The organism is Micromonospora palomenae (genome assembly GCF_007829925.1).
Taxonomy (GTDB): Bacteria; Actinomycetota; Actinomycetes; order Mycobacteriales; family Micromonosporaceae; genus Micromonospora; species Micromonospora purpureochromogenes.
This window is the reverse complement of the sequence record NZ_VIXA01000004.1, coordinates 396,330-409,528: the sequence shown is the minus strand read 5'-3', so window position 1 is coordinate 409,528 and position 13,199 is coordinate 396,330. Positions and strand designations below refer to the sequence as shown.

The 13,199-nt window shown below is 72.0% G+C and carries 9 protein-coding genes; 5 read left to right on the top strand and 4 right to left on the bottom strand.

The features are described 5' to 3' along the window. Positions 1 to 44 precede the first annotated feature (44 nt). Both FHX75_RS26595 and FHX75_RS26590 read right to left on the bottom strand, forming a co-directional pair. On the bottom strand, positions 45 to 1,967 hold the full coding sequence (locus tag FHX75_RS26595; RefSeq protein WP_154943071.1) for an AfsR/SARP family transcriptional regulator: 1,923 nt from the start codon (positions 1,965 to 1,967) through the stop codon (positions 45 to 47). 134 nt (positions 1,968 to 2,101) lie between these two features. Continuing rightward, positions 2,102 to 2,482: a hypothetical protein gene (locus FHX75_RS26590; RefSeq protein WP_154943070.1), complete on the bottom strand. Its 381-nt coding sequence runs from the start codon at positions 2,480 to 2,482 to the stop codon at positions 2,102 to 2,104. A gap of 318 nt (positions 2,483 to 2,800) precedes the next feature. Between FHX75_RS26590 and FHX75_RS26585 the strand changes: the two genes are divergently transcribed. The 3 genes from FHX75_RS26585 to FHX75_RS26575 all read left to right on the top strand — a co-directional run bounded on the left by FHX75_RS26585 (position 2,801) and on the right by FHX75_RS26575 (position 9,524). Continuing rightward, positions 2,801 to 4,426, top strand: coding sequence for a glycoside hydrolase domain-containing protein (locus FHX75_RS26585; RefSeq protein ID WP_154943069.1), 1,626 nt, complete (start codon positions 2,801 to 2,803; stop codon positions 4,424 to 4,426). A 1,114-nt stretch (positions 4,427 to 5,540) separates the two neighbouring features. Beyond that, positions 5,541 to 8,681, top strand: coding sequence for a glycosyltransferase (locus FHX75_RS32125; RefSeq protein ID WP_342799405.1), 3,141 nt, complete (start codon positions 5,541 to 5,543; stop codon positions 8,679 to 8,681). A gap of 363 nt (positions 8,682 to 9,044) precedes the next feature. Then, positions 9,045 to 9,524 (top strand): hypothetical protein, encoded by a 480-nt coding sequence (locus FHX75_RS26575; protein WP_154943067.1) that lies wholly within the window; start codon positions 9,045 to 9,047, stop codon positions 9,522 to 9,524. A gap of 48 nt (positions 9,525 to 9,572) precedes the next feature. On the opposite strand, the gene FHX75_RS26570 is transcribed toward FHX75_RS26575, so the two are convergent. Further along, positions 9,573 to 9,995, bottom strand: coding sequence for a DUF6223 family protein (locus FHX75_RS26570; RefSeq protein WP_170285464.1), 423 nt, complete (start codon positions 9,993 to 9,995; stop codon positions 9,573 to 9,575). A 276-nt stretch (positions 9,996 to 10,271) separates the two neighbouring features. Between FHX75_RS26570 and FHX75_RS26565 the strand changes: the two genes are divergently transcribed. Together FHX75_RS26565 and FHX75_RS26560 are read left to right on the top strand one after the other, a co-directional pair. Next, positions 10,272 to 11,339 (top strand): sensor histidine kinase, encoded by a 1,068-nt coding sequence (locus FHX75_RS26565; protein ID WP_246158658.1) that lies wholly within the window; start codon positions 10,272 to 10,274, stop codon positions 11,337 to 11,339. Beyond that, entirely contained in the window at positions 11,336 to 11,998 is a 663-nt protein-coding gene (locus FHX75_RS26560) for a response regulator (protein ID WP_154943065.1), read from the top strand. Before FHX75_RS26565 ends, FHX75_RS26560 begins: the two co-directional genes overlap by 4 nt. 306 nt (positions 11,999 to 12,304) lie before the next feature. On the opposite strand, the gene FHX75_RS26555 is transcribed toward FHX75_RS26560, so the two are convergent. After that, on the bottom strand, positions 12,305 to 13,090 hold the full coding sequence (locus tag FHX75_RS26555) for an alpha/beta hydrolase (RefSeq protein ID WP_246158655.1): 786 nt from the start codon (positions 13,088 to 13,090) through the stop codon (positions 12,305 to 12,307). Positions 13,091 to 13,199 lie beyond the last annotated feature (109 nt).

The following is a 13,199-nucleotide window of genomic DNA, read 5'->3' as shown; positions in this document are numbered from 1 at the left end:
GTGGCCGGCGAAGGGCAGCGCAGCCTCGCCCGGCCCCGGCTCGATCATCGGGTGGTACTCGGCGTCGGCTGGCAGCCCCCGGTGCGCCGGTCAGCCGGTGCCCGGTGGAACTGCCGGCAGCGCAGCTCCGCGGCGGCGCGTTCGGCCGGGCTGTCGTGCTCCTCGCCGAGCTCCGTGGCGTAGGCCAGCAGCAGGGCGTGGGTGCGGTAGCGGCCCGGCAGGTCCTCGCTGATCAGGTGCGCGCGGCTCAGCTCGCCGATCAGCGCCCGCCCGGTCCGCAGCGGGACGCCGGCCAGGTCCGCCGCCCCGGCGATCGAGATGTCGGGACCGGGATGGATCGGCAGCAGCCGGAAGAGCCGGGCAGCCGGGGCGGAGAGTGCCTGGTAGGACCAGGAGAAGACGGCACGCAGGCCGGTCTGCGGGTCGTCGCCGTCGAAGCCGTCCAGGCTCTCGGGCGCCTGGGCCAGCTCGGCGGCGATCTGTGCCGGTGGTGTCGGCGGCAGGCTCGCCATGCGGGCGGCCACCACGGCCAGCGCGAGCGGCAGCCGCCCGCAGCTGGCGATGATGGCGTCGATCGCGGCCGGGTCCGCCGCAACGCCGCCGGCGCCGAGCGGCGGCAGGAGCGCCGCCCGGGCCTCGTCGACGCTCGGCAGGCCGACCGGCAGCGGGTGGGCGCCGGCCGTGGTCAGCAGGGTGCTGAGCCGGCTCCGGCTGGTGACGATCACCAGACAGCCGGGGCTGCCCGGCAGCAGGTGCCGGATCTGCTCGGCGTCCCGGCAGTTGTCGAGCAGGATCAGCAGGCGCCGGCCGGCGAGCCTGCTGCGGTACATCCCCGCCTGGGCGTGCAGCTCGGCGGGAATGCCCTCCTGGGGCACCCCGAGCGAGCCGAGGAAGCCGCGCAGCGCCTCGGTCGGGCTCATCGCGGGCTCCCGGCCGTCGTATCCGCGCAGGTCGACATAGAGCTGCCCGTCCGGGTAGCCGGCGGCGAACCCGTGGGCGAGGTGGACGGCGAGGGCGGTCTTGCCGATCCCGGGCATGCCGTCGATCGCGAGCACCGCCGGCCCGCCCGGGCGCGCGACCGCCGCGCGGGCCTCGGCGACGAGGTCGTCCCGGCCGCTGAAGAAGGGCAGGTCCGGCGGTAGCTGCGCGGGCCGGGGAAACGGCGACGGCGATTCGGTACGCGCCGGCTGGGTGCGCTGGTGCAGCAGCCGGTCGTACGCCTCCCGCAGCTCGTCGCCCGGATCGACGCCCAGGTCGTCGGCGAGCCGGCGGCGCACCACCCGGTACATCTCGACGGCTTCCGCCTGGCGGCCGTCGGCGGCGAGCGCCAGCAGCAACCGGCTCTGCAACGACTCGTCGAGCGGGTGCTGCTCGGCGGCCTGCCGCAACGGCGCCAGCACCGCGCTCATCCGGCCGCAGCGCTCGGCGGCGTCGGCGGCCTCGCGCACGGCCTGGGCGCGTTCGGCCTCCACGGCGAGGAACGCGGGATGCAGGCGGGAGGCCGGTTCCAGGCCCGCGGCGCACCGGCCGCGCCACAGCCGCAGCCCGTCGAGGGAATGCCGCAGCGCCGACTCGGGGTCGCCGTCCTGCAGGCTGCGGCCCGCCAGCCGGCTCAGCGACCGGAACTTCAGCAGGTCGAGGGACTCCTCGTCGGCGCGCAACCGATAGCCCGAGAGCTCCCGGAGGATGTGCCGGCCCGCCGACCGGGTGGGCAGGCCGGGCTCGAGCAGGCGCCGGAGCACCCCGACGTGCCGGTGCACGACGTTCGCGGCGCTGGCCGGGGCCTCGTCGTCCCAGAGCAGGTCGACCAGCTCGGCCAGGGAGACCGGTGCACCGGCCCGGGCCAGCAGCAACGCGAGCACCAGGCGCTGCTGGCGGGCCCCCAGATGCAGCTCGGCGCCGGCGCGGACGACCCTGAGCGAGCCGAGCACCGAGAAACCGATCGTCTCACCCGCCTCCGCCCGCACGCCGGCAACGGTAACCGGCGATCCGTCACCCGCACCTTTCGGCCACCGGGCTCCGGGACGGCGACCGGGCGTCCTCAGGTCGGGGAGTTCAAGCGAGGCCAAGAGGCGCTGTCCCCTACCGCCAGGTCACCCGGCTACCGACGCTCGCCGGCGTCCGTCTCCGCCCACAGCGCCTCGACGTCCATCGGCTGATCGCCGGCAGGAACGGGGTCTGGGGCGGAGTCCACAGAAGGGCCAGCGAACCACCGCCGTGACGACGGAGGCATCAGCAGCAACACGGCGATGACCAGGGCTGCCACCATGTTGCCGGCCCGCAACCAGCCGATCCCGGCGTGCTCGAGAAGGCCGAACACCAGGTTGCCGGCCATCGCCAGCACGACGATGCCCTGCGCCCAGGGGCTCCCCCGCCACAGACCGTGGATCAACCCGGCGGCAATGGCAGTGGCGATCAGGCTGGCGGTGACGCTGGCGGCGTCCGTCCATGGTCCCTGAGCGATGACGATGGCGTAGCCCACGATCAGGACCGCCAGCGCCGCCAACACCGGGCCCGGCGGGCGACGTGCAGGGGCTCCGCCGTGTCCAGCGCGGCGGCGTATCCCGGGTCTGCAGCCGCGGATGCCTGACGGTTTCGTCGCCATGTTGCTCAGCCTTCCACCTACCTGGACGGAGCTGTTACGGATCCAGTACGTCCGTCGGCCACGCCCCGGTCGCCCGGAACACCTCCATGCAGCAGCCGAAACCAGTCCGTTCGGCTCTGGTGAAACCACGTCTGACCTGGTCCGCTGAGGGATAGGACCACTCGGTTGGTCATCTGGACCGGAATCGAGACCGGCATGGACAACATCTATCTCCCTCGAAATGCTCGCCGCCTGAGCTGCGCCCTCCTGGTCAGCGTCGTCACCCTGCTGGCGTTCGCCGGGGCGGCGCCGGCCTCCGACCGCACCACCGCCGCCCCGGCCACCGCCGCCGGCACGACGGCGGCCGCGGGGACGGGCCCGTCGCCCGGCACGTTCACCGGACTGGGCTTCGACGCCTGCACCGCCCCATCGTCGGCGACCATGCAGGCGTGGCTCGCGGCCTCGCCCTACCGGGCGGTCATCATCTACTTCGGCGGTGTCAACCGCGCGTGCACGCAGCCCAACCTGACCCCCTCGTGGGTCGCCGCGCAGCAGGCGGCGGGTTGGCATCTCGTGCCGATCTATCTCGGGTTGCAGGCACCGTGCACGACGTCCACCAAGCGCTATCTCATCGACGCGGCGAACGCGGCGGCGCAGGGACGCACCCAGGCGGACGACGCGGTCGCACAGGCGAAGGCGCTGGGCCTGGCGCCGGAGAGCGCACTCATCTTCGACATGGAGGCTTACCGGACGGACGATTCGGCCTGTCGCTCCGCGGTGCTCGCGTTCATGAGCGCCTGGACGGCGCGGCTGCACGACCTCGGCTACCTCTCCGGCTTCTACAGCAGCATGGCCTCGGGCGTCGCCGACCAGGTCGCGGCCTACCACACCCCCGGCTACGTCCGCCCCGACTACCTGGACTTCGCCCGTTGGGACGGAGTCGCCACCGTGTCCGACCCGGCGATCCCCAGCTCGTACTGGTCTCCCCAGCGACGGATGAAGCAGTACCGAGGCGACCACAACGAGACGTGGGGCGGGGTGACGATCAACATCGACAACGATTACCTCGACGTCGCTCCCATTCCGGCGACTCCCTTCGGGGACTTCAACGGCAACGGCTGGTCCGACCTGCTGAGCCGCCAGCCCTCCACGGGCAACCTCTATCTCTACCCCGGCAACGGGACGTCCCTCGGTATCCGCACGACCATCAGCACGGGATGGAACGGCATGGACGTCATCGTCCGGACGGACTTCACCGGGGACGGTCACGGAGACCTCATCGCCCGCGACAAGGCGACCGGCTACCTGTGGCTGTATCCGCGCACGCCGTCGGGGTGGGGCAGTCGGATCCGCCTCGGTACCGGCTGGAACTCGATGCGCGAGATCACCCCCGCCAACGACTTCAACCGGGACGGCTACCGGGACGTGCTCGCCGTGCAGGTCTCCACCGGATACCTGTACCTGTACCCGGGCCGGGGCACGTCGTTCGGTCCGCGGACGAGTCTCGGAACCGGCTGGAACACCATGGACGAACTCGCCGGGATCGGCGACTTCAACCGCGACGGCTACCAGGACCTCCTCGCCCGGCAGAAGTCCACCGGCAACCTCTTCCTCTACCCGGGACGGGCCGGCGGGCTCGGTACGAGGCTGCAGGTCGGCACCGCGTGGAACAGCATGCGTGACCTCGTCGGCGTCGGTGACTTCAACCGCGACGGCTACCCGGACCTGCTCGCCATCGAGAAGTCCACGAGCTACCTGTACTTCTACCGCGGTCAGGGCACGAGCTTCGCCGCCAGAATCCGGCTCGGTGTGAGCTGGGGCGGGATGCAACCCCTGCTGTGAGGTACGGCCGTCCGCGAGCGGCGGCATCGAGCGTCGGCGCCGGACGCTGCGAGCCCGTCAGCGGGCAGGGCGCGCGGACCGGCCGACCCCGACCGGCCCACATGACCGCCCAGGCTCGCCGGATATGAGGCAGCCTCACTCAGCCAGGTGTTTTCGACCTCCGTGTCCTGTTCCGTCACTCAGTGCCCCGACTCTTTGAGCCTCGATGTCCTGTTCAGCCAGTCAAGGTCCTGATGTCCTGTTTGGTATGTCTATGACCCGAAATTCGAATATGCAGATAGTGGTACATCCACAAACCGTTTGATTGGTCAATCAGGACATATCCCCTGTCAGCGGACTCGTAGCCTCGACCGGTGCCCTTTCGCATCTCCTTCGATGGACTCCCCCGTCGCCCGCAGTTCGCTTCGCCAATCCTCCCGTCCGGACCCGTTCGACCGGTGTTCGTCGATGCCACCGGGACCCGCCGCCGACGGATCGGACGGGCGGGAGTGATGGTCGCCCTCGCGTCGCTGACGTACCTGCCGATGGCCGGGAGCGGCCTGCTGCCCGGTCCGCCGGCGCCGGCGCAACCCGGGCCGCTCACGGTCGGCGGCGTTCTACTCGATCGCGGCGGACGCCCGCCGGCCAGCACACCAGCGCCACTCGACGCCGCGTACCCACAGAGGACCGAGCGGCCTTCGGACACGGTGGACCGGCCACCGCGTCCCGCCCGTCAGGAGCGGGAGCCCAACGAGCCGGACCTGCCAGCCCAGGCACTCGATCCCGCACCCGACCGGCCCGAATCCGACGCGCCCTGGACCGCCCAGAGCATCGACCCGGCACCGGTCAGGCCCTCGCCGGCCCTGCCCGTTCCCGGCCCGGAGCCGACGCCGTCGACCCCCGAAAGCAGCGCACCGGCGCCGGTCACGGCCTCGCCGGCCCTGCCCGTTCCCGGCCCGGAGCCGCTCGGATGACCGTTCGGAGCCGCCCTCGCACCAGCGGCCCACCCGGGCGGCGCAGGTCCGGCCGCCCCGGTCTGTGGACCGGCCGGTTCGTCTGCGCGTCCCTGTTGACGGTGGTCGTGTGTGTGCTCCTGGTCGAGGCGTACGCGAATGCGGGATTCAGACCCGACCACGTGGGCGAGTCCGAGGACCAGCTCACCGTTCCGACCGACATCCTGCGCGGCGGCCCGGTCCTCGACGTGCGGGGCGAGCAACCCCGGTCCTACCGGATGCCCGCGAAGACCATCGCTCTCACCTTCGACGACGGGCCCGATCCCACCTGGACCCCCAGGGTGCTCGACGTCCTGCGGCGGCACCGGGCCAGGGCCACGTTCTTCGTGATCGGTTCGCAGTCGGCCAGGCACCGGGACCTGGCCCGGCGGACCGTCGCGGAGGGACACGAGCTCGGCGTGCACACGTTCACCCACCCGGACGTGAGCGCGCTGCCGAGCTGGCGGCAGCGGATGGAGTACGCACAGACCCAGATGGCGATCGTGGACGCAGCCGGCGTACGGACCAGCCTCCTGCGGTTTCCCTACTCGTCGCTGCCCAGCGCCGTCGACGACTCGAACTGGCCGGTCATCCGGGCGGCCGCCCGACTCGGCTACCTGACCGTGGTGAACGACGTCGACAGCCGGGACTGGGCCCGCCCCGGCGTGGACGCGATCGTGCGGAACATGACGCCGGCGGAGGGTGCGGGTGCCGTGGTACTGCTGCACGACGCCGGCGGCGACCGGTCGCAGACCATCGCCGCACTGGACAGGTTCATTCCCCTGATGCAGGCACGGGGCTACACCTTCACCACGGTGAGCGAGGGGATGAACCGGGCGCGGCCGGGCGCGGAAGGCTTCGTCGGCAACGTCCGGGCGTCGACCGCGGACCGCTGGCAGGCGGCCCCGGTCCGCTGGGCGATCGTGCTGGCCGATTCGATCCTGCGAGGTCTGGCCGTCCTCTTCGTGGTGGTCGGGGCGCTCATGCTGGCCCGGACGCTGCTGCTGGTCCTGCTCGCCCGCAAACTCGCGCGGCGACGGCGGGTGCACCGCTGGCCCTGGGGGGTCACCACCGCACCGGTGTCGGTGATCGTGCCCGCCTACAACGAACGGGCCGGCATCGTTGCCACGGTTCGTTCGCTGGCCGCCAACGACCACCCGGGCATCGAGGTGATCGTGGTCGACGACGGTTCGACCGACGGTACGGCCGACCTCGTTGACGCGCTCGGCCTCGACACCGTGCGGGTCATCCGCAAGCCCAACGGAGGCAAGGCGAGCGCCCTCAACACCGGGCTCCTGTACGCCTCGCACGACATCATCGTGACCGTCGACGCGGACACCGTCTTCGAGCCGGACGCGATCCGCAGGCTGGTCGAACCGTTCACCGATCCGCGGATCGGCGCGGTGGCCGGCAACGTCAAGGTCACCAATCGGCACGGGATGCTCGGCCAGTGGCAGCACATCGAGTACGTCATCGGCTTCAGCCTGGACCGCCGGTTCTACGAGACGCTCGGCTGCATACCGACGGTGCCGGGGGCGATCGCCGCCTTCCGCCGGGGCGCCCTGACGGGTGTCGGTGGGCTGAGCGGCGACACGCTGGCCGAGGACACCGACGTCACCATGGCGGTCCTCCGTGCCGGCTGGCGGGTGGTGTACCAGGACCGCGCCCGCGCCTGGACGGAGGCGCCCGCGTCGCTGGGCGACCTCTGGCGACAGCGCTGCCGGTGGAGCTACGGCACCCTGCAGGCGATGTGGAAGCACCGGAGCGCGGTGTTCGACCGCGGCGCCTCGGGCCGCTTCGGCCGCTTCGGCCTGCCCATGCTCGCCCTCTTCGGCGTGGTACTGCCCCTGCTCGGTCCGGTGCTCGACCTGCTCGCCCTGTACGGGCTCTTCTTCATGGACACGAAGACGACGGCCGTGGCGTGGGTCGCGATGCTGGTCGTGCAGGCCCTGACCGCGGCGGTGGCCTTCCGGCTCGACGGGGAACCGCTGCGCCCGCTGCTCACCCTGCCGATTCAGCAGTTCGCCTACCGCCAGCTCATGTACCTGGTACTGGCCCGGTCCGTGGTGACGGCGGTGACCGGCTCCCGCCTGGGCTGGCGCAAGGTCAAGCGCGCCGGCGACGTCGTGCAGCACCGTGCCGCGCCACCCGCGTCAACGGACGATGGCGCGGGAGGACACCCGGTCCGGGACCGCTGGTTCGACACGCTACGGGCCGTGGCGCTGGGCCGCGTCGTCGTGTACCACATGTTCGGCGCCGCCTGGCTGAGCTTCGTCTTCCCCGCCATGGGGGTGATGTTCGCCCTGGGCGGTTCGCTGATGGCCGCCTCGCTGGACCGGTCGCCGGACCGGGCGGTCATCAGCCGCCTGCGCCGCCTGCTGCCGGCGCTGTGCGCGATGGGGCTCGTGCTGGTGCCCGTGATGGTCTGGCACGGCTGGTCCGACCGGCCGGCCTGGCCGGCGCTGTTGAGCTGGCTGGTTCCGGTGGTGCAGCCGCCGGGCAACGAGTGGGCGGCGGACGTGACGGGGGTGCTGTGGTACCTCGTGGCGTACCTGTGGCTGGTGCTGCTCTCCCCCGTGCTGCTCGCGGTGTACCGGCGGTGGCCGGTCGGGTCCGTACTCGTCCCGCTGGCCGCCGTGGTGGTGCTGCAGACGGCCGACCCGTCACCCGGCGGGCCGGTCGGGTCGGCGCTGACCGACCTGGCCACGTTCGGCGCCTGCTGGTTGGTGGGTTTCGCGCACCGCGACGGCCGGCTGCGGCGGCTTCCGCTGTCGGCGCTGCTGGCCGCCGCAGCCGGGTGCCTGGGGTTCGCGCTCGGCTGGCTCGCCTCCCACCCCGACGGGGGCCTGGACCTCAACGACATCCCCGTCGCCCAGGCGTTCTGGTCGCTGGCCTTCGTGCTGGTCCTGCTCCGGGTCACGCCCCCGATGGGCTGGCTGACCCGGATCCGGCCGCTCGACCGGGTGGTGACGGCGTTGAACAGCCGGGCCCTGACCATCTACCTCTGGCACAACGCCGCCATCGCGGTCTGCTTCGCCGTCGGCGACTCCATGGGCCTCTGGCGGGTGGGCCAGGTGGGCTACCTGGCGGTGGCCCTGGTGATCCTCGCCGGTGTGGTGCTGACCCTGGGCTGGATCGAGGACGTCAGCGCCCGGCGTCGGCCCCGGCTGCTGCCCTGGGCACGTCCCACGAGGGCGCCCGGCCCCTCTCAGTCCGGCGGAGAGCACCCGGGCGGCGTCACCGCGACGGACGTTCGGCGGCAGGAGGCGGCGGCCATGCGGTGACCAGGCGACAGGTACGTCTCAAACACGCGAAAACGTAACATTCAATTCGATTTTGTCGTATTATTGACTCATGTCGGCGAGCCTCCCCCGCCACAGTTCCGGGGGGCCGACAACGGGGGGCCGACACGTCCGCAACGACGACGGCGGATGGTTCCCCGGCGGGTGAGACGCCGCCGCGAGCCGACCGGACACGGACACGATCCATCCGGACGGCCGCGAGCGGGAAGACGGTGACTTGGGTGGTCACCACGGCCGGCACGGGCCTTCGCCCTCCTACGGGGCCCGTGCCGGCCACCTACAGGGCGGGCGTCCCCGACACCGGGGCGTCGACTCACCCCGCGCCGAGGGCCGAGAGGAGACAGGATGTCGTATCCGCCGAACACGCCGACCGAGCGGGCACTGTGGAACGCCGTGGTGGACGGGGTCCGCGCGGCCGGCGCATCGGATCGGGCGGGTTTCGAAGTGGCGGTCAGCCGCCTGCGCCGCCTGCCCCGGCCGTGGACGGACCAGGTCCTCGACCACACCGCCGAACTACTGGCCGAGGAAATCGGCCCGCCCGGGTCTGTCCACTGGCCGCTCCCGGTGCCGCCGGGTGCCGGGCTCGCGTCATGGGCACGGGCGGACCCGAGCCTGCTCGCCCTCCTCTCCCGGCGCGACCATCGACGACCGGCGGCGACGCCCAGCGACCCGGAAGAGACGACCCGTCGACTGCTGTTGATCACACACCTGGCCCTCGTGGCGCAGGTCGGGGTCGGCGCCTTTCTCGATGTGGCCCTGGTCGGCGCCGGCCGGTCCTCCCGGCCGCCGTCCGGACTGGTCCCGCACTGCCGGCTCGGACGCTGACCAGAGACCGTCCTGCTGTCGCAGATCGGGGGCTGCGGGAGCGGGCGGTCAGCCGGTGCGGCGGGAGCGGGCCAGACCCAGCCCGCCGAGGCCCATGGCGATCAGCCCCACCACCAGGGCCACGAAGCCGCCGACGATTCCGCCCCCGGTACCGGGACCGCCATCGGCGCCGGCCACCACAAGCCCGCCGATGACCGCGCCGGCCAGTCCCGCAGCCAGGGCCACGATGGGCTTCCTCCTCCCGGTGCCGGTGCCGATACGACCGGCGGAGCGGGCCAGAGCCAGCCCACCGATGACCACGCCGACCAGCCCCAGCAGCGCGGCCACCAGGGACCAGAGACGCCCGGCGGTCAAGGTGTAGGAATCGACGGCGGCTGGCTGGACCAGGACGTGCGCGGCCGACGGTGTGGCAGGCCCGAAATCTCCGAGCATGGCGGCTTCGGCGGCGGCAAGCAGGTGACGGACGGACATGAGGTGCTCCGTTTCCTCTGATGACTGACGTCGCCTGATCCTGTCCGCTGGACCCACCGCCGGTCGTCCTGCGGACGCAGGCAAATCGCGCTGCCGCCGATGCCGTAGCCGGCTACCGCGGATGCCGCAGGCGCCGCGAAGGTACTGCGGACGCGGTACACGCCACTCGTCCGCGAGCGGGATTCGCTCGCAGCGGCGTCCGGCTAGGGTGCGCGCATGGACAGAGGACGGTTCGGTGTCCCGGCCGCGGTCCGAGACTGGGTGATCGCCGTCGGCGTGGCGGCGGCGCTGCTGGCCGCCGGGCTGTCCGGACAGCAGCCCGCCACGAACGTCGACCTGCTCGGCTACGCGCTGTTGGCGGCGGGTGGTCTGGCGCTGGCCGCGCGTCGCCGGGCTCCGGTTCCCGTGCTGGCCGTGACCGGGTTGTGCGCGGTGGGTTACCAGGCGGCCGGTTTCGACGTGCCTGCCGTCGCGTATCTGTTCGCGGTGTACGCAGCCGTGCGGGCGGGACACCGCATCATCACGGTGGCGGCGAGCGTGACCCTGCTGGCCGCTCTCCCCCTGGCGGCCCTGGCTTCGGGCCTGCACGACACGGGCGAGGCGTTCGCGCAGGCCCGCGGCGCCCTCGAAATCGCCTGGCTGATCGCTGCCGGCGCCGCCGGGGAGGCGCTGCGGCAGGCCGAGCGGCGCGCGGACGAAGCCGAGCGCACCCGGGAGGAGACCGCACGGCGTCGCGCCGATGAACAGCGGCTGCACATCGCGCGGGAGCTGCACGATTCGCTCACCCACCAGATCTCGGTCATCAAGGTGCAGGCCGAAGTCGCCGTCCACGTGGCCCGCAAGCGGGGTGAACCGGTGCCGGAGGCCCTGCTGGCGATCCGGGAGGCCGGTCGTGAGGCGGCCCGGGAGCTGCGAGCGACCCTGGAGGCGCTGCGCGACGACGACACCACCCCGCCGCACGGACTCGACCACATACCGGAGCTGGTGGAGCGGGCTGGCAGGACCGGCCTGGAGGCGACGCTGACGATCGAGGGACAGCGACACGACGTGCCGGCCGCGGTGGGCCGGACCGCCTACCGGATCGTTCAGGAGTCGCTGACCAACATCGCCCGTCACGCCGCCGCGGCTACCGCGTCGGTCCGGATCGACTGCCGCCCGGACGTCCTCGCCATACAGGTAGATGACGACGGCAAGGCCACGCCGGACACCGCGCCGATGCCCGGTGTCGGGCTGCTCGGGATGCGCGAACGAGTCACCGCCCTCGGCGGCCGCCTGCGCGCGGAGCCGCGCAGCGAGGGCGGCTTCACCGTCCGGGCCGAACTCCCCGTGGACCAGACGTCATGATCCGGGTCCTGCTGGTCGACGACCAGCCGCTCATTCGCAGCGGGTTCCGCGCGCTACTCGACCTTGAGGACGACATAGAGGTGGTGGCCGAGGCCGCCGACGGGAGCGAGTGCCTGGCGCTGGCCAGGGAACACCTGCCCGACATCGCGCTCATCGACATTCAGATGCCGGTCGTCAACGGCATCGAGGCGACCCGGCGCATCGCCGCGGACCCGACCCTGGCCCGGGTACACGTCGTCATCCTGACCAACTACGGCTTGGACGAATACGTCTTCAACGCGCTGCGCGCCGGCGCGGCCGGATTCCTCGTCAAGGACATCCACCCGGAAGACTTCCTCCATTCCGTACGCGTCGCCGCGCGCGGCGACGCCCTGCTCGCACCGTCGATCACCCGCCGGCTGATCAACCGGTACGTCAACCAGCCGCTCCACACCGCCGCCGACAGCGGGCTGGACGAGCTGACCAGCCGCGAACGCGAGGCCGTCGCCCTGGTCGCCCAGGGCCTGTCCAACGACCAGATCGCCGGACGCATGGTGATCAGCCCGCTGACCGCGAAAACCCACATCAACCGAGCCATGACCAAGCTCCACGCCCGTGACCGCGCCCAACTCGTGGTCCTCGCCTATGAATCCGGCCTGGCAACCCCGCGCAACTCCTGACATCCACGGCGGGGGTGCAGGCCCGCCAGCCGATGATCCGCTTACTGAACGTGCCGGGCCTTCATCAGAATCGTGATCACCATCCTGTCGGCGGCCTGACAGCTTCGCGGTCCAGCAGCCCGCCGGCTCCAGCGTGAGACCGTCATGTTCCTTTCGGGGACGGCGGGCCGGCCGGACTCCTCGGCCAGATAGCCGGCGGTGTGGTCGGCGTCGCGACGCCGGCGTGGGACACCGCTGCGCGGCGTGCCCCCGCTCGGCACACCAGCCCTTCGGGGTCACCCCGCAGCGGGACTCGATGGCCGCTGCTCAGGCGGTCTGCGTACGCACCCAGTCGAGAACGGGCTGGGCGACCTCGCGCCAACCACTGTCGAAGACGAGCGAGTGCCCGCGATCGTCGAACTTCCGGTACTCGGTGTTGCCGCCCGGGCGGTAGAGCTCGGCCGCCTGCCGCGCCACCACCTCGGGGATGGTGTGATCCCGGCCACCGCCGATGATCAGAAGTGGCCCCCGGTTGCGGTCGTCGAGGTCGACCGCAACCGGGGACGCCGGGTCCTTCTTCGCCGCCGTCAGGTCGAAGATCGGCCGGCCCGGGCCGGGAATCGCCCAGCGGTCGTAGAGCTGGTCGGACTCCTCGCGGCTGATCGCGTTACCGAAGCGGTACCGGAACTGGCGGCGGCTGAGCATCACCGCGCGGTCGCGGTTGGCCTTGCGGCGGAGCACCGGCAACGCCGACCAGACCTGTGCGAACGGCAGCGCCTTGACGCCCTTGATCGGCGCCGGGTCGATCGCCACCGCAGCCTGGGCGGCGCCCGAGGCGAGCAGCTTCTGGGCGATGAGCCCACCGAACGAGTGCCCGATCACGATCGGCGGCTCGCCGTGCCGCGCGATCCGCGTGAAGTGGTCGGCGATGTCACGGACGCCGTAACCGGCGACACGCTGCGGCTGCTGCCGCGTCTGGGTGACGGTCTCGCCGTCACCGGGCCAGCCCGGCGCCTCCGCCGCAAACCCGGCTGAGCGGAAGAGGTCGAGCCATGGGTCCCAGGCGCGGGGGTGGATCCAGAGGCCGTGCACGAAGAGAACGCGGGTCGCCACGAGTGCTCCTACGAAGATCAGGAGAAAGAACGATCGTTCTTCCTTGGCCTACAAGATAGGCACGCTCCCCGCCCTCCAGCAAGTCATGGACGAGGGAGAGAAAGAACGG